This window comes from Falsiroseomonas frigidaquae, assembly GCF_012163145.1.
In the GTDB taxonomy this organism is placed as follows: domain Bacteria; phylum Pseudomonadota; class Alphaproteobacteria; order Acetobacterales; family Acetobacteraceae; genus Falsiroseomonas; species Falsiroseomonas frigidaquae.
The window spans coordinates 399,234-415,355 of sequence record NZ_JAAVTX010000002.1; the positions used below are offsets into that span (position 1 = coordinate 399,234).

20 protein-coding genes are annotated in these 16,122 nt (G+C 71.4%); 9 read left to right on the top strand and 11 right to left on the bottom strand.

Going from position 1 to position 16,122, the window contains the following annotated elements:
- The first annotated feature begins 120 nt into the window (after positions 1-120).
- The 6 genes from HB662_RS06265 to HB662_RS06290 all read left to right on the top strand — a co-directional run bounded on the left by HB662_RS06265 (position 121) and on the right by HB662_RS06290 (position 5,501).
- Positions 121-753, top strand: a complete 633-nt coding sequence (locus HB662_RS06265; RefSeq protein WP_245185475.1) for a DUF1285 domain-containing protein — start codon at positions 121-123, stop codon at positions 751-753.
- Positions 750-1,376 (top strand): NUDIX domain-containing protein, encoded by a 627-nt coding sequence (locus HB662_RS06270; protein ID WP_168048316.1) that lies wholly within the window; start codon positions 750-752, stop codon positions 1,374-1,376. Before HB662_RS06265 ends, HB662_RS06270 begins: the two co-directional genes overlap by 4 nt.
- A gap of 39 nt (positions 1,377-1,415) precedes the next feature.
- Positions 1,416-1,658: a hypothetical protein gene (locus tag HB662_RS06275; RefSeq protein WP_168048318.1), complete on the top strand. Its 243-nt coding sequence runs from the start codon at positions 1,416-1,418 to the stop codon at positions 1,656-1,658.
- Positions 1,655-2,941 carry a CCA tRNA nucleotidyltransferase gene (locus tag HB662_RS06280; RefSeq protein ID WP_171970220.1) on the top strand — a complete coding sequence of 429 codons (1,287 nt, stop codon included), beginning with the start codon at positions 1,655-1,657 and terminating at the stop codon, positions 2,939-2,941. The genes HB662_RS06275 and HB662_RS06280 overlap by 4 nt, the downstream gene beginning before the upstream one ends.
- Before the next feature lie 75 nt (positions 2,942-3,016).
- Positions 3,017-4,792: an ABC transporter ATP-binding protein gene (locus HB662_RS06285; RefSeq protein ID WP_171970221.1), complete on the top strand. Its 1,776-nt coding sequence runs from the start codon at positions 3,017-3,019 to the stop codon at positions 4,790-4,792.
- A 25-nt stretch (positions 4,793-4,817) separates the two neighbouring features.
- Positions 4,818-5,501, top strand: coding sequence for a CatB-related O-acetyltransferase (locus HB662_RS06290; protein ID WP_168048320.1), 684 nt, complete (start codon positions 4,818-4,820; stop codon positions 5,499-5,501).
- A gap of 1 nt (position 5,502) precedes the next feature.
- Here HB662_RS06290 and HB662_RS06295 read toward each other — a convergent pair whose 3' ends face one another.
- The 5 genes from HB662_RS06295 to HB662_RS06315 all read right to left on the bottom strand — a co-directional run bounded on the left by HB662_RS06295 (position 5,503) and on the right by HB662_RS06315 (position 8,307).
- Positions 5,503-5,745, bottom strand: coding sequence for a DUF2188 domain-containing protein (locus tag HB662_RS06295; RefSeq protein ID WP_168048322.1), 243 nt, complete (start codon positions 5,743-5,745; stop codon positions 5,503-5,505).
- Between the two features lie 113 nt (positions 5,746-5,858).
- Entirely contained in the window at positions 5,859-6,515 is a 657-nt protein-coding gene (locus HB662_RS06300; protein ID WP_209443137.1) for a CPBP family intramembrane glutamic endopeptidase, read from the bottom strand.
- A 91-nt stretch (positions 6,516-6,606) separates the two neighbouring features.
- Positions 6,607-7,266 (bottom strand): hypothetical protein, encoded by a 660-nt coding sequence (locus HB662_RS06305; RefSeq protein ID WP_168048326.1) that lies wholly within the window; start codon positions 7,264-7,266, stop codon positions 6,607-6,609.
- Positions 7,267-7,280: 14 nt separating this feature from the next.
- Positions 7,281-7,487: a hypothetical protein gene (locus HB662_RS06310; RefSeq protein WP_168048328.1), complete on the bottom strand. Its 207-nt coding sequence runs from the start codon at positions 7,485-7,487 to the stop codon at positions 7,281-7,283.
- Between the two features lie 127 nt (positions 7,488-7,614).
- Positions 7,615-8,307, bottom strand: a complete 693-nt coding sequence (locus HB662_RS06315) for a tyrosine-protein phosphatase (RefSeq protein WP_209443138.1) — start codon at positions 8,305-8,307, stop codon at positions 7,615-7,617.
- Positions 8,308-8,378: 71 nt separating this feature from the next.
- On the opposite strand from HB662_RS06315, the gene HB662_RS06320 reads away from it, so the two are divergent.
- Positions 8,379-8,576 carry a hypothetical protein gene (locus HB662_RS06320; protein ID WP_168048330.1) on the top strand — a complete coding sequence of 66 codons (198 nt, stop codon included), beginning with the start codon at positions 8,379-8,381 and terminating at the stop codon, positions 8,574-8,576.
- A gap of 2 nt (positions 8,577-8,578) precedes the next feature.
- On the top strand, positions 8,579-8,806 hold the full coding sequence (locus HB662_RS06325) for a hypothetical protein (RefSeq protein WP_168048332.1): 228 nt from the start codon (positions 8,579-8,581) through the stop codon (positions 8,804-8,806).
- 1 nt (position 8,807) lies between these two features.
- Here HB662_RS06325 and HB662_RS06330 read toward each other — a convergent pair whose 3' ends face one another.
- From HB662_RS06330 to hemF, 6 genes are all read right to left on the bottom strand, one after another.
- On the bottom strand, positions 8,808-9,428 hold the full coding sequence (locus HB662_RS06330; protein WP_168048334.1) for a DedA family protein: 621 nt from the start codon (positions 9,426-9,428) through the stop codon (positions 8,808-8,810).
- A 238-nt stretch (positions 9,429-9,666) separates the two neighbouring features.
- A complete protein-coding gene (locus tag HB662_RS06335) occupies positions 9,667-10,665 on the bottom strand; it encodes a Bug family tripartite tricarboxylate transporter substrate binding protein (protein ID WP_168048336.1) in 999 nt (332 codons plus the stop codon).
- 67 nt (positions 10,666-10,732) lie between these two features.
- Positions 10,733-11,242: a hypothetical protein gene (locus HB662_RS06340; protein ID WP_168048338.1), complete on the bottom strand. Its 510-nt coding sequence runs from the start codon at positions 11,240-11,242 to the stop codon at positions 10,733-10,735.
- 88 nt (positions 11,243-11,330) lie between these two features.
- The gene (locus tag HB662_RS06345; RefSeq protein WP_168048340.1) at positions 11,331-13,571 is read right to left on the bottom strand and encodes a xanthine dehydrogenase family protein molybdopterin-binding subunit; all 2,241 of its coding nucleotides are present in this window, start codon (positions 13,569-13,571) and stop codon (positions 11,331-11,333) included.
- 13 nt (positions 13,572-13,584) lie between these two features.
- Positions 13,585-14,037, bottom strand: coding sequence for a (2Fe-2S)-binding protein (locus tag HB662_RS06350; RefSeq protein WP_168048342.1), 453 nt, complete (start codon positions 14,035-14,037; stop codon positions 13,585-13,587).
- A gap of 164 nt (positions 14,038-14,201) precedes the next feature.
- A complete protein-coding gene (gene hemF, locus HB662_RS06355) occupies positions 14,202-15,092 on the bottom strand; it encodes an oxygen-dependent coproporphyrinogen oxidase (RefSeq protein ID WP_168048344.1) in 891 nt (296 codons plus the stop codon).
- A 388-nt stretch (positions 15,093-15,480) separates the two neighbouring features.
- Between hemF and petA the strand changes: the two genes are divergently transcribed.
- Positions 15,481-16,065 (top strand): ubiquinol-cytochrome c reductase iron-sulfur subunit, encoded by a 585-nt coding sequence (gene petA / locus HB662_RS06360; protein ID WP_168048346.1) that lies wholly within the window; start codon positions 15,481-15,483, stop codon positions 16,063-16,065.
- The last annotated feature ends 57 nt before the right edge of the window (positions 16,066-16,122 follow it).

Sequence of the window (16,122 nt, forward strand, 5' to 3'; positions counted from 1 at the left end):
TGCCCACGGTCACAGGTGCGGAATTTAACTATGAGCGAAGCACGATCCGAAGGGATGGGAACGGCACAGGGGCAGGCCCCCGCGCGTCTCGTCCGAACGGCCAAGCCGGGAGCTGGTCGGATGCCCCCGCTGCGGACGGAATGTGGCGATTTCTCCATGCGGATCGCCCGCGACGGCAGCTGGTTCTACAAGGGCAGTCCGATCGGCCGGAAGGAGCTGGTCTGCCTGTTCGCCTCCGTCCTGAAGCGGGAGGAGGATGGCAGCTTCTGGCTGGAAACCCCGGTCGAACGCGGCCGGATCGAGGTGGAGGACGCGCCCTTCGTCGCGGTGGAAATGTGGTGGCGCAACTGCGCCGACCCCTTCGTGCCCGCCGGCGTACCCGCCGCCGAACCACGCCAGTGCCTGACCTTCCGCACCAACCTGGATGAGATGGTCACCGCCGATTCGGACCACCCCATCCGCGTCGCCATCGACCCGCGCACGCGGGAGCCACGCCCCTACATCACCGTCCGCCCGGGCCTGGAGGCCCGCATCAACCGCGCCGTGTTCTATGAACTGGTGGCGCTGGCGGAGCAGGAGGAGGTGGATGGCCGCGCCAAGCTTGGCGTCTGGTCGCAGGGCGTTTTCTTCCCGATCGACGACGTGCCGGTGCTCGGCGCGGAGCCGCCGCCCGCCCGCCGTGGCCGCGGTGCCCCCCCGCGCGGTACGCCGCGCAATGCGGCCCGCAACGCAGGGATGCCGGCGGCCGAGTGACGTTGCTGCTGCCATCACGTCAGGACATCGCCGCGCGGCTGTCCGACCCCGAATACCTTGCGCGCGTCGGTGCCACCGCGCATGACGATGCCGAGGATTGGTCACAGCGCCCCGGCGGCCCGGTGCCGGCAGCCGTGCTGGTGCCGATCATCTGGCATGAGACGGGTCCCGGCGTGCTGCTGACGCTGCGCTCCGCCCGGTTATCCGCGCATGCCGGCCAGGTCGCCTTCCCCGGCGGCCGGATCGAGCCCGGCGAGACGGCGGAGGAAGCCGCGCTGCGGGAGGCGGCGGAGGAAGTCGGCCTCGACCCGCGCCAGCCGGTGATCGCCGCCACCCTGCCCGATCACATGACCGGCACCGGCTATCGCGTCACCCCCGTGGTCGCCTTCCTGGACCCGCCGGTGATCCTCACGCCGGATCCGTCCGAGGTGCAACTGGTCTTCGAATTGCCGCTGGCGCTGCTGTTCGACCCGGCCGCCCCCACCCGCCGCAGTACCCAGTGGCGCGGCCGGATGCGGGATTACTGGGTGTGGCCGCATGCGGAACACCTCATCTGGGGCGCGACGGCCACCATCCTGATGAACCTGGCGCGGGTGCTGCGCCAGTCTGAACCCGCGCGCTGAAACCCTGCCCAGCGCCGCGCGCGCGGGGTATGGGGATGCATGGCCATTCTTCTCCTGTTGCTGCCGCTGGTCGCCTGGCTGCTCTGGCTCTGGCTCGGACCCACCGGGCGCCAGCCGCCGCGGGCGGTGCTGGTGGCGATCGGCGTGGCCGTCCTGCTCGGCGCCGGCGTCGCGCTATGGGTGCGGCTGAGCGAGGAGAACGTCACCCGTGGCGTCTATGTGCCGCCCAGCCTCGGCCCGGATGGCCGCGTGCTGCCGAGCCGGCTTGAGCCGGTGCCGTGAACGACCCGCCGCAGCACCGCATCCCGCCGCCCGCCTTCCTGGGCGAGGCGGCACCCGCCGCCGTGCTGGCGGCGCTGCCCGGGGCGCGGGCGGTGGGCGGCTGCGTGCGGGATGCGCTGGCCGGCCGGCCGGTGCATGACGTGGACGTGGCCGCCCCCCTGCCGTCGGAGGCGATCGCCGAGCGCCTGCGCGCCGCCGGGCTGAAGGTGTTCGAGACCGGGCTGGCGCATGGCACCGTCACCGCCGTGCTGCGCCGCGTGCCGGTGGAGGTCACCGCGCTGCGCCGCGACCTGGTGACCGATGGCCGCCATGCGGAGGTCGCCTGGACCACCGATTGGCGGGAGGATGCCGCCCGGCGCGATTTCTCGTTCAATGCCATGTCGATGGATGCCGAGGGTCGCATCTGGGACTATTTCGGCGGCCGGGAGGACCTGGCGGCAGGCCGGGTTCGCTTCGTCGGCGATGCGGCAACGCGGCTGGCGGAGGATTACCTCCGCGCGCTGCGCTTCTTCCGCTTCTGGGCGCGCTACGGCCAGGGCGCGCCGGATGCGGCGGCGCTGGTGGCGATCCGGGATGCGGTACCCGGGTTTCGCGCCCGCATCGCGCCGGAACGGGTCTGGATGGAGCTGAAGCGCCTGCTGCCGGCGCCCGATCCTTCCGATGCGCTGGCCCTGATGGCGGAGGTTGGGCTGCTGCAGGCGGTGCTGCCGGAGGGCGCCGTGCCGGACCGGCTGGGGCGGATGATCCGGCTTGGCCTGCCTGCGGACCCGCTGCTGCGCCTGGCGGTGCTGCTGGCGGAGGATGCGGATGCCGGCGCGCTTGCCACCCGCCTGCGCCTGTCCGGTGAGGAACGTACCCGCCTGGCCGTGCTGCATCGCCCGCCGGAGCCGCCCAACCCCGCCACCGCCGCCGGCTTTCCGCTGCGTGCCTGGCGCGCGCGGCTGCACGCCGCCTGCCGCCATGTAAGGCCGGCGGAGCCGCTCTGGGTGGCCGAGGCGCGGCTGGGCGGGTCGGGCTGGGACATGCTGCGGCAGCTTGTGGAACCGGGCGATGCCGAGCCGGATTTCCCGCTGCTCGGCCGCGACCTGATGGCGCTGGGTCTGCCGCCCGGGCCGGCGCTGGGCAGCCTGCTCGGCAAGCTGCGGGCCTGGTGGCTGGCGGGCGACTGCACCGCGGACCGCGACGCGCTGCTGGCGGAAGCGGGGCGGCTGCTCGGAAAACCCGGGACGGCGGACGGGCCCGCCGCCCCAGGGGGTGCCCCAAGGCATGCCGAGGGGTCCTGACTCCCCTAAGCGACCGGAACAAAAATAGAACTATCATCCGTTCGGCGATTCGGGAAGCCCCTCGCCTCGCACCCGATGCTGCTCTACACGGCGCGGATGGCCCGCCCCGCCTTCGATGCTGCCTCCCTGCCGCTGATCCGCCGCCTGTGGCGCGAGCATGTGCGCCACCATCCGCGCGCCCTGGCGCTGGCTGCCTGCTGCACGGTGGGGGTCGCCGCCACCACGGCGCTGTATCCGCTGGTGATCCAGCGCGCCTTCGACCTGTTCGCGGCCGGCGAAGGCGGCGTGGTCTGGGCGCTGCCGCCGCTGATCATCGCGGTCACCCTGGCCCGGGCGCTGACCATGTATGGCAAGGCGCTGGCCACCCAATCCGTGGTGCTGGGCGTGATCGCCGGGCTGCAGCGCCAGTTGTTCGGCGCGCTGACCCGGGCGGACCTGGCGGCCGTCGCCCGCGATGCCCCGGCCCGCCACGCCGCCCGCTTCACCACCGACGCAGCCCTGATCCGGGAGGCGCTGTCGAAATCGCTCAGCGGCATCGCGGATGTGCTGACGGTGGTCGGGCTGGTCGGGTCGATGCTGTGGATCGACTGGCAGATGGCGCTGCTGGCCTCCCTTCTCTACCCCATTGCCGCGGTGCCGATTCTCCGGATTGGCAAGCGCATCCGCCGCGCCTCCTCGGGCATGCAGGATCGGGTCGGCGAAACCTCCGCCCTGCTGGTGGAAAGCTTCGCCGCCGCCCGCGTGGTCCGTGCCTATCGGCTGGAGGATTCGGAGGAAGCCCGCGCCGCCCAGGCTTTCGAGCGGCTGCGCGACAGCCAGCTTTCCATCGCCCGGTCCCGTGCCCGGCTGGACCCGGTGCTGGAGGCGATGGGCGGCATCGCGGTGGCCGCCGTGCTCGGCTTCGTTGGCTGGCGGGTTTCCACCGGCCTAGGCACCATCGGCGATTTTACGGGATTCGTCGCGGCGCTGCTGATCGCGGCGCAGCCGGCGCGCGCGCTGGGCAGCCTGAACGCGGCGTTGCAGGAAGGCCTGGCCGGCCTGTCCCGCAGTTTTGCGAGTATCGACGAGGCGCCCCGCATCACCGACCGCCCCGGCGCCGCGCCGCTGCCGCCGGGCGAGGGCAGCGTGGCCTTCGAGGATGTGGGCTTCGCCTATGACGGCGTGCCGGATGCGGCGCTGTCGGGGCTTTCCTTCGCCGCCCAGCCCGGCCGCACCGTGGCCCTGGTCGGCCCCTCCGGTGCCGGCAAATCCACCGCGCTCGCGCTGGTGCCTCGGCTGTATGAGGTGACGGCGGGGCGCATCGTCATCGATGGCGCCGATATCCGGGACGTGACCCTGGCCAGCCTGCGCGACGCCATCGCCTATGTCGGCCAGGACGCGACGCTGTTCGACGACACGGCCTTCGCCAACATCGCCTGCGGCCGCCCGGGCGCGACGCCGGAACAGGTGGAGCAGGCGGCGCGAGCGGCGGCGGCGCATGATTTCCTGGCGGCGCTGCCGCAGGGCTATGCGACGCCGCTCGGCACGCAGGGTTCGCGGCTTTCCGGCGGCCAGCGCCAGCGCGTGTCGCTCGCCCGCGCCCTGCTGCGGAACCCCCGCGTGCTGCTGCTGGATGAGGCGACCAGCGCGCTGGATGCGGAGAACGAGGCGCTGGTGCAGCAGGCCCTCGCCCGGCTGCGGGAAGGCCGCACCACGCTGGTGATCGCGCATCGCCTGTCCACCGTGCGGGATGCCGATCTGATCGTGGTGATGGAGGCCGGGCGCGCGGTGGAACAGGGCACGCATGCGGAACTGATGGCGGCCGATGGGCTATACGCCCGGCTGGTCCGCACCCAGGCCTTCGCCGCTTGAGAACCTGCAAAGGATCTTTTGTCGCATGAGATCCAAGGCCGAAGCCGCCGCGCTGCCGGACCCGGATGCACTGCATCCGGTGCCGAACAAGCCGCGCATCGTGTTCCTGAAACCGCTGCTGGCCACCCTGCCCGGCATCACCAACTGTGCGGTCGGCGACTTCACCTATTACGACGACCCGCTGCACGCGAAGGACTTCTTCCGCCGCAACGTGATCTACAATTTCCAGGCCAGCGGCGCCCGGCTGGAGATCGGCAGATACTGCGCCCTGGCCACTGGCGTGCGCTTCATGATGCCGGATGCGATGCACGCCATGGCCGGCCCCAGCACCTACCCCTTCGGCATCCTGGGCGGCGCTTTTGCGAGTGCGCTGCCGCTGGCGGAGTATCCCTGGCGGCAATCGGGCGACACTATCCTCGGCCACGACATCTGGGTGGGGATGGAGGCGCTGGTGATGCCCGGCGTGCGCATCGGCCATGGTGCCGTGATCGGCGCGCGGGCGGTGGTGACGCGGGACGTGCCGGATTACGCCGTGGTCGCAGGCAACCCGGCGCGCATGGTGCGCCGCCGGCAGACGGAGGAAGACGCGGCAAGGCTGGTGGCGCTGGCCTGGTGGGACTGGCCGGCGGCGCGGGTGGCCCGCGCCATCCCGATCCTCGCCAAGGGCGGCGTGGCGGCGCTGGAGGATTTCGCCGCGTCGGAGCGGTAGCTCAGCCGGTCACATCAGCCTCCGGCCGGTCATCCGCGGCGGAGAATTCCGTGTGCCATTCGCCCTTGGCGTCCTGGTACTCGATCACCGCCCCCGCATTGCCCGGCACATGCTGCTGCCGCGCCACCTGCCGCGCACGCGCCAGCGCCGCATCATGGGTGGGGAAGGATTCGGAGAAGACGTCGCCCAGCTTGTAGGCCCAGCCGCCATCATGTTCGACAACGCGGTAGTGGATGCGGTCCATCGGCGATCTCCCTGGCTTGCAACAATGCCGCAGGCGCGGCGCGGGTTCCCCGCCGCGCCAGGCAGCCCCGCGATCCAGCATAGGATCTTGCGGACCCGGAAGGCGAGGTGCGGTCAGTCCGTCCCGATCGGCACATGGCTCATGCCGAAGGCCAGGCTGAACTCCGTCCAGTCGTTCAGGACATGGGCCCCCGTGCTGACCCACAGGTTGCGCGTCCAGATATAGGCCAGGGTCAGGATGACGCGCGCCGTGCCGATGACACCGAGGCACTGCGCCCAGTGCCAGTCATAGGTGGGCAGATGCACCGCGGCGAAGATCAGCGACGAGCCGATGAGCCCGACCAGGATCCCGGCCCGCCGGCTGAGCCGCAGCACCTGCGTCGCGAACCAGAGTAGCGCCAGGAAGGGCAGGATGGTGAGGATCTCCTCACCCAGCAGTTGCGGCAGCGTGGGAAGCAGCCTGAGCACGAAGGCCCCGGCCGACATCTCCATCATCGCGGCCGTCACCGGATTTGGCGCGACGCCGTCCAGCGCGCGGACCACCAGCGCGGCCAGCAGGGAAGCCGCCATGGTCGCGATGGCGAAAAGCGCCATCACCCCGACCTCGCGCCACCCGACGCGCCGGAACAGCGCGGTCCAGTGCCGGCCGACCAGCACCCCCAGCACCAGCAGCGGCAGGCCCGCGAAGACCAGCGGCGGCAGCAGGTTGCCCGGAAAGCTGCGCAGGGGAATCAGGGCCAGCGCGGCGAAGGCCACGGCCACGCTGGCCATGAGAAGCGCCCAGCCGCTTCCCCCGATCGCCACCGGCCTTCCATCGCGGAAAGGAAAATCCGCGTCCGCCCCTGGTCCTCCGTCCGACGCCCTAGTGGCCACAGGCCGCATTCGGTGCGGCGAGGATCGAGGCATAGCGGCCATCGGCGGTGACCACCCGCACGCAGCTTTGCGATGCGCCGTGCCACCAGTAATGCGTCAGCCCCTGCGTCCGCGCCGAGGCGTATCCGCGTGCCGAAAGCTGGGTTTCGCCGGAGGAACCCCGCGCGCCGACCAGATCGGCCAGGTCGCCCGGCACGATTCCCTGGGCCAGCCTGTCCGGCGCAGGCGTCGCACCCGCGGCGCCATGCACAGGATCGGCACGGACATCCAGGGTGAAGGCCGCCGTTTCGCCGCGCCGGGCGGCATTGCGCATCAGATAGACGCGGATCGTGTAGTCGCCACTGGCCGGAACGGTGCCGCTGAACCGGTTCCCGCTGAGGGAGCCGACGAACATCGCCTCCTGCGCCGCGGGCGCGATGACATTGAAGTAGAGGCTGCTGTTGTGCGAGTGCAGGACCACCGACAGGGGTTGGCCGCTGCGCAGGGACAGCCGGTAATCCAGCCCGTCATCGCCGGTCACGCGGTCCTGCAGGGTCGTCCCGCTCGTCCCGTGCGCGAACTGGACCTGCTTCGTGTGCTGCTGGGCCCCGGCATCCGGCACGGTTGCCAGCAGGCACAGGGCGAGGCCGGCCACAATGGCTCGACGCATCGGCATGCCCTCCCTCACCGGCGATGGTGACTTTGGCGCTGCGCATTCTCCAGCGCCTGCCGTTCCGCCGCACCGAGCAGCGCATTCCGCCGGTTCTGTTCGGAGAGATAGCAGGTATCGCGGCTGATACCCTGAGCCTCGCAATCCGCCATACGTTGCTGGGGTGTCGAACACCCCGCCAGCAAACCAGCCCCGAGCAGCATGGCGCCGAATATCCGCATCGTCTTTTCCTTCCGCGGGATCGAGGCGGGAAACGGCGACGAGTCGGGTGAGTTGCCTGCAAGAAGGCGGTCGACGTCACGGCATGGCGAGCGGGATGCCACGGGCGGTCCGGGCCGGACCTACGCCTCACTCCCGGCGCAGCACCCCATCCACCAGCCGGTCCGCCCAGGCCCGGCTCTGGAAGGCGGCGCGGAGCGCCACCTCGTCATAATCCTGGCGCAGCCAGTCGAGGAACGGCTTCGGCCCATGCGCCGCCTGGAAGGCGGCGTAGTCGCGAAAAAACGCATCGAGGATGCCCGTGCGGCTCGCGGAAACATGGCCGAAGCGCCAATGCAGCTGGTCCAGCGCCGCCTCCACCGGGCGGCCCTGCAGCAGCAGCCAGATGCCGGCGATCAGCCCGGTGCGGTCGGCGCCGGATTTGCAGTGGATCAGCACCGGCTCCGGCATCTCCGCCAGCAGGTCGACCAGGCGCAGGATGCGGTCCTTGTGCGGCGCGCCGCGGCTTTCGAAGGGCGCATCGGCATGCACCAGCCCCAGCTCCCCGGCCCGCGCCCGGCCCAGCGCATCGCTGCCGCAATCCTGCCGGTGGCCGCGCAGGTTGATGACGGAGCGCAGCCCGAAGCGCCGCTTGGCGGCATCGAGCTGCCAGGGCAGCGGGTGGTTGGACCGGTACAGCCGCCCAGGCTCCACCACCCCCCAGTTGCGCCAGGAAATGCGCAGCGCGGCGTGGTCCACCAGCAGGCTGTTGATCCAGGCGGCGCGGCGCCCGGCGGAGGAGGAAAGGTTCACCGCCCCGATATGGCGGCTGCACGGGCGCAAGGCCAGCCTCGGCAACGAACGGTCGCCGCGCGGCTGCGTTGAATCCCCGGTAGCAGGAGGAACCCAGCACCATGACCAACGCCAAGATCCCGCCCGTGCCGCCCGAGAACCAGAGCCCCGCAGGCCAGTCGAGCCCGGGCGGCAGCCCGATCGAGGAGGATGTGGCCAAGGCCAACATCGAATCACAGAACCGCAAGACCAAGCAGCAGGGTCGCCAGGGCAATACCTGGCAGAACACCCACAACGTCGGCTACCAGCAGGATCGCTGAGCATGGCCGGACCGCGCAGCACCGACCATAAGCCGCAGACCGACCGCACCGGTGGTGGTCCCGGCAGCGCCCACCAGGGCGGCAGCCACGGCCACACCACCCGCGACCGCGACGATCACGGGCCTGAGCCGGGCGAGGCGACCAATACCACGCAGAGCCGGGTCTCCGGTGGCGGCGGCGAACGGGACCGCCACCATACCCACGACACCACCCGCAAGGGCGGTGGCTGAACTATTGCGGCAGCGTCGCCCGGGCCCAGGCGGCGCGCAGCAGCCACCAGACCGCCAGCCCGGCCAGGCCAAGCCCGCCGAGCAGCAGCGCGTCGCCCCGATCCTCCAGCACCGTCGCCAGATGCCCGGCGACGGTGCCGGGCAGCAGCAGCAGCGGCGCCCAGACAAGGGCGGAGGTGACGTTCGCCAGCTGGAACCGCCATTCCCGCATGCGGGAAACCCCGGCAATCACCGGTGCCACCGCGCGCAGCGGGCTGATGAAGCGGGCGATGAACACGGTCCAGACGCCCCATCTGCGAAACGCCAGGACACCGCGGCCATAAAGCCGCCGGTGCCGCCGCGGCAGATGGGTCCGCACGAAGCCCGGCCCGAGCCAGCGGGACAGCCAGAAGCCCAGTGCATCCCCGATCACGGCGCCCATGATGGTGGCGAGCACCACCGGCCAGGCGGGTAGCACCCCGCTGCCGATCAGCAGGCCGAGGCCCAGCAGCAGCGCCGACCCCGGCAGGAAGATGCCGATCAGCGGCACGGATTCGATGAAGGCGACGGCAAAGGCGATCAGCGGCGCCCAGCCCGCATGCGCCTCCGCCCACCCCACCACAGCCACCGTCAACGCATCCATGTCTGCCAGCTTCCGCACGGAATGGAGGAGGGGTGCGTGACACAGGGACAGGGCCGGGCAAAGGCAAAACATCGCCGGCCGGCCGGCTTCCGGTTCACCTGCGCGCGGGGTGGCGCCGCAGGGTGCCCAGCGTCGGGGCGCCCAACTTCAGGGCGCCCAACTTCAGGGCGTCTGGCTTCAGGGCGTCTGGCTTCAGGCGCGCCACCTGCCGGCGGCGCGACCGAAGCCGGCCCGGCTGCTATTCCAGGCGGGCGCCGGAAATGCGCACCACCTCGCGCCACATCGGCCGCTCACGCCCCGCGCGTGCCGCAGCTTCCTCCGGCGTGCTCCAGATCGCGCGGGCACCGGTGCGCAGGAAGCGGTCCTGCATCGCCGGGGTCTCCGACACCGCCTTGATGCCGGCCGCCGCGCGCCGCATGATTTCCGCCGGCACGCCGGCCGGGAAGGCCATCGCGCACCAGGACGTCACCACGAAATCCGGCACGCCGGCTTCCGCCATGGTCGGCACGTCCGGCAGGGTCGGCCAGCGTTCCGCGCTGGTCACCGCCAGCGCCCGCATCTGGCCGCTGGCGATGATCGGGACGTAGGACGCCAGGTTGTCCAGCGCGAAATCCACATCGCCCGCCAGCAGCGCCGGGATGGTCTGCGCCGCGCCGCGGAACGGCACATGCACGCCCTCGATCCCCAGCCGGTTGGTGAACATGGAACCGGAGAGATGCGGCGTGGTGCCGACACCCGGCGAGCCGTAGTTCACCCCGCCCCGCTTCGCCTTGGCCCAGGCCACGAAATCCCGCATGTTGGTCGCCGGCACATGCGCCGCCGGGACCGCCAGCACATTCGGCAGTTCCCAATGCATGGAGATCGGCGCGATGTCCTTCTCCGGGTCATAGGGCAGGCGGGCATACAGGTACTGGTTGATCGACCAGCCACCCACCGTCACCGGCCCCATCGTGTAGCCATCCGGCGTGCTCTTCGCGATCGCGTCGGCGCCGATGTTGCCGCCGGCGCCGGGGCGGTTCTCCACCACGAAGGGCTGGCCGAGCGTCTGCGAAAGCTGTTCCGCCACCAGGCGCGCCAGCACATCGGTGGACCCGCCGGGCGGCCAGGGCACGATCACGCGGACCGGCCGGGCGGGCCATTGCCCCTGCGCCAGGGCGGGGCTCGCCAGCGGCGGCAGGGTGGCGGCGAAAGGCGCGCCGAGCGTCGTGCCCAGCAGGGCGCGGCGGCTGATGATCATTCTTTGTGTCTCCTGGACGTGGTAGCCAATGCGCAGGATACCGGCGGCACGCCGCCGCCGCTACCGCTCACCCGTCGCGACGTGCCTGGTTGTCCCGGGTGGCCTGCGAAATGCTGCCGATGGCGCGCGGGTCCGGACCCGGATGAGCGCGATCCTTGCTGGTATCCCGCATGCCCGTGCCGGCATGCCGGCCCGGCTGCGGATGATGCGGCCGCGCGGCGCGACGGCGTTCCAGCGCCCGGCGCAGGCCCTCGGCCGCCCGCGCATGGCGGCGCGCATCCTCGGCCCGGGCGAACTGGGCATTCACCCGCCGCAGCGCCGCGGCGAAGACCTGCTTCTTCTCGGACAGCCGCTCGGCGGAGGTGCTGGCACCCCGCGCCTCCGCCTTGCCGCGGCGGGCGCGCGTCGCTTCGCGCACCAGGTCGCGGGCGCGGCGTTGCTGGGCGCGCAGGCGCTCCACCAGGTTGCGCAGGTCCTCGGGCGAAAGCTGCGCAAGCTCCGGATGGTGGGTCGGCGCCAGCATGGTCGCCTCGTCATGCGACAGAAGGCGCCGCTCTTCCTTGCGGGTGATGGCCATGCGGGTGAATCCTCCAGTTAGATGGAAGATTGGTAACTTGTGGTGGCCGATCAAGTCTGCCGGGCTGTAATCCGGCAGCCCGGGTCGGTCAGGCCTGGCCGAGCCGGTGCCGGGCGAAGGGCAGGCTGCGGATGCGCCGGCCGGTGAGCACCGCGATGGCATTGGCCACCGCTGGCGGCACCCCCGGTGTACCCGGCTCCCCCACCCCGCCCATCGGTGCACCGCTCTCGACGATCCGCACATGCACCTTCGGCATCTCGCCGCGCATCAGGATGCGGTAGGTGTCGAAGTTGCGCTGTTGCGGGCGGCCACCCTCGAAGACCACCTCCTCGAAGGCGGCGGAGGACAGGCCGATGCAGGCGGCGCTTTCCACCTGCGCCTTGATGATGGCGGGGTTCACGATGCTGCCTGGGTCGATGGCGACGAACAGGTCGTGCACCACCGCCTCCCCGTCCCGCAGCGAAACCTCCGCCACCGTCGCCACCTCCGACCCGAAGGGGGAGGCCATGGCCAGGCCGCGGGCGCGCCTGGTGCCGTCCGCCGCCTCGAACGGCCCGCGCCGCCAGCCGCCGGACAGGTCCACCACGGCATCGAGCAGCGCCAGGTGGCGCGGCTGCCCGGCCAGATGGGCGCGGCGGAACGCCAGCGGGTCGGCCCCGGCGGCGTCGGCCACCTCATCCAGGAAGGCTTCGTAGAAGAAGTCGTTCATCGAATGGCCGACGGAGCGCCAGAAGCCGACATTCACCGGGTGCGCCACATGCACCCACTCGACCCGCCGGTTCGGAATCGCGTAGGGCTTGAAGGCGACGCCCTCCACCGCGGAACTGTCGACCGGCGGGTTGCCCATCCGCGCCGCGCCGAAGTGCTTCGCCACCGGTCCCTCGCCCGGCACCGTGGCGTGCAGGGCGATGATCCTGCCGGCCGCATCCAGCCCGGCACGCAGCCGCGCGAACCCCATCGGGCGGTAGGCATCCCGGGAAAATTCCTCCTCCCGCGTCCAGATCACCTTCACCGGCTTGCCCACCGCGCGGGCCAGGCGGATCGCCTGGTTCATCGGGTGGATGCTGCCATAGGTGAAGTGCCGGCCGAAGAAGCCGCCGAGCAGCGGGGTGTGGATACGGACCTGCTCCGCCGCCAGCCCGGATTCCCGTGCGGCGATGCCCTGGAAGGCTTCCGGCGCCTGGTTCGGGGTCCAGACATCCAGCGTGCCATCCGCGTTGAAGCGCACGGTGGCGGAGGGCGGTTCGAGCTGGGCATGCGCCAGGTAGGGCGCATCGTAATCCGCGGTGACCACCTTGGCGGCGTCGCGCAGCGCGGTGGCGGCATCGCCCTGCATGTCGCTGGCCGGATTGCCCGGCGCATCGGCCTGCGTCCGCAGCGCATCCCGCATCCCGGCCGAGGAGAAATCCTCCGGCACCACCGGCTCACCGGACAGCGCGGTCCAGGCCACCTCCGCCGCCTCCACGGCCTTGCGGGCGCGCCAGAAGCTGTCGGCCAGCACGGCCACGGCGCCGGGCAGGCGGTGCACCGAATGCACGCCCGGCATCTCCCTCAGCGCCGCCTCGTTCAGCACCTCGCCCGGCTCGGCGCCGGCGCGCGGGGCATGCACCACGGCGGCCTGCAGCATGCCGTCGACGCGCATGTCGATGCCGTACTGCGCCTGGCCGGTGCTTTTGGCGCGGGTATCGAGCCGGCTGGCGGGCGTGCCGATCAGGCGCCAGGCGCCCGCCTTGGGCTGCGCGTCGCCCGGCACCGGCAGCGCGGCCGCTTCCTCCGCCAATTCGCCATAGGGGATGCGGCGGCCGCTGGCGGCATGGACAACGAAGCCCGGCTCCGTGCCGAGTTCCGCCGCCGGCACGCCGAGGCGCCGCGCGCCCGCCGCCAGCAGCATCGCCCGCGCGGTGGCGCCGAGCACGCGGAAATGCGCGAAGCTGTTGCGGATGGAGAAGCTGCCGCCGGTGACGCGGCGGGTGCCGTTGAACAGCACCTGGTAGTCCGGGCCGGCCGCCGCGGTCTGTACCTCGAAGGCCGCGAGGTCGGCGTCCAGCTCCTCCGCCACGATCTGCGCGACGGCGGTGTGGATGCCCTGCCCGCCCTCGGCGAAGGGGTTCTGCAGCAGGATGCGGCCATCGGGCCTGATGGTCAGGTAGGACGGCACCTTGCGGGCATGCGCCAGCCCGCCCATGGCCTGGGCGCGCGCCGGGCGCTGCGGAATGCCGAGGGCGAGCAGCAGCCCGCCACCGAATCCGGCCAGCAGCGTGGCGCGGCGCGAGAGGTTGAGCGGCTCATTGCCCTGGAGTGCGGCGAGCGCATCGTCGAGACGGGTCATGGCGCACGCTCCCTCACGCCGCATCCGCCGCCTGGCGGATGCCGGCGGCGATCATGTTGTAGGTGCCGCAGCGGCAGAGATTGGTCATCGCGGCCACGATGTCGGCCTCGCTCGGCTTCGGCGTGTCCTTCAGCAGGGCGGTGGCCGCCATCAGCTGGCCGGACTGGCAGTAGCCGCATTGCGGCACGTCCAGCGCCACCCAGGCGGCGACCAGGCGGGCGCCGACCGGATCGGCCTCCACCGCCTCGATGGTGGTGATCTTCTGGCCCGCCACACTGTCCACCGGCACCTGGCAGGACCGCATGGCGGCGCCATCGACCAGCACGGTGCAGGCGCCGCATTGGGCCACGCCGCAGCCGTATTTGGTGCCGGTCAGGCCCAGCGTGTCCCGCAGCACCCACAGCAGCGGCGTGTCACCTTCGACATCCACCTGGCGGGTCGCGCCATTCACGGTGATTTCGACCATCTTCGCCTCCTGGATGGGGGCCCAGAATGACCCTTCGGGCGGGCAGATTGCCGCCGCCCCGGGCCCGGAGTCGAGCGACGGTTTGCAACCGCGCCGCACGCTGGATCAGGGCCCGCTGCCGGCTGGATCAGGGCCGGCTGCCGGCTGGATCAGGGCGGGCCGGATCAGGGCCAGCCAGTTTCCGGCGGCAGCGACATCAGGATGGCCTCGACATTGCCGCCGGTCTTCAGGCCGAAGATGGTGCCGCGGTCGTACAGCAGGTTGAATTCCACGTAGCGGCCACGGCGCATCAGCTGGTGCGCGCGCTCGGCTTCGGTCCAGGGCTCGTGCATCCGGTGGCGGACGATGCCGGGATAGGCCTCGAGGAAGGCCAGGCCGACATCCTTCGTGAAGGCGAAATCGGCCTCCGCCCCATGGCCCGGCGTGCGGTCGCCCAGCCAGTCGTAGAAGATGCCGCCCAGGCCACGCGGTTCATTGCGGTGCGGCAGGAAGAAGTACTCGTCGCACCATTGCTTGAAGCGCGGGTAGTAGGTCGGGTCGTGGCGGTCGCAGGCGGCCTTGTAGGCGGCGTGGAAACGGGCCGCGTCCTCGATGCTGTGCGGCGCCGCGTGGTCCATCGGCGTGATGTCGCCGCCGCCGCCGAACCAGGCCTTGGTGGTCAGGATGAAGCGCGTGTTCATGTGCACCGCCGGCACGCGCGGGCTGCGCTGGTGCGCCACCAGGCTGATGCCGGTGGCGAGGAAGCGCGGATCCTCCTCCGCCCCCGGGATCTGCTTGCGGAATTCCGGCGAGAATTCGCCGAAGACGGTGGAGACATTGACGCCCACCTTCTCGAACACCCGGCCCTTCATCACCGCCATGACGCCGCCGCCGCCTTCCGGCCGCACCCAGGGGGTGCGCTGGAAGCGGCCCGCGGGCAGGCCGGCATGCGGGCCACTGGTGAGTTCGTCCTCGATCGCCTCGAAGCTCGCGCAGATCCGGTCGCGCAGGCTCTCGAACCAGGTGCGGGCGGGTTCGACCATCGGATGTGCGAGCGGCAGCGGCGATTCAGGCATGGCGGGACCTTCCTTCGATGGCAGCCCTGGAAGGCCACGCATGGCGCAAGATTGGCAGGGGCTTAACCGGATGGCGACCCTTCGCGGCATAGGATGCCCGCGGAGGGGTTGCGGCCAAGAATTCAGGCGCAACAGCGGATGGACACCGCCACAACCCACCCTTTATATGCGCCGCAGCGCCATTTCCGGCAGTGGAGGCTCCCTTGCGCACATCGCGCAGGCGTCGAGCTGATCCATAACCCGGTTTGGTGCCGATGTTTCGCGGCGATGCGGGTCGCCTGGCGGGTCCGGTGACGGGCCGGCAGGGGATCCCGGATAGCGGGTCAGGCCGGTCGGGGTCCAGCCGGGCGGTCGGCCCCGATAGCGGCAGGCGGAGAAGGACGACGAGATGGCCGAGACAATGGCGTCCCCCGGGGGCGCCGCCGGGGCGCCACATGGTGCGCCCCATGGGACGCCGGCAGGTGAGACGCGGCGCGATTTCCTGACCCTCACCACGGCGGCCTTCGCGGCTGTCGGTGTCGGCGCCGTGGTGTGGCCCTTCATCAGCTCGATGAACCCGGCGCGCGACGTGCTGGCGCTGGCCTCCACCGATGTGGACCTGTCGCCGATCGCGGTCGGCCAGGCGATCACCGTGGTGTGGCGCGGCAAGCCGGTCTTCGTGCGCCACCGCACGCCGGAGGAAATCCAGGTCGCGCGCGACACGCCGCTCACGGCGCTCAAGGATCCGGCGACCGATGCCTCGCGCGTCGAGAAGGCCGAATGGCTGGTGGTGGTCGGCGTCTGCACCCACCTCGGTTGCGTGCCGCTCGGCCAGAAGCCGACGGATGTGAAGGGTGACTACAATGGCTGGTTCTGCCCCTGCCATGGCAGCCACTACGACACGTCGGGCCGCATTCGCCAGGGTCCGGCGCCGCTGAACCTTGCGGTTCCCGGCTACAGCTTCACCTCCGACACGCAAATCCGGATCGGCTGAAGGCGCCTGGGCGCGGTATCCTCCGCGCCCGCCCTTCGGCCTCCACTGAGGAGCCAG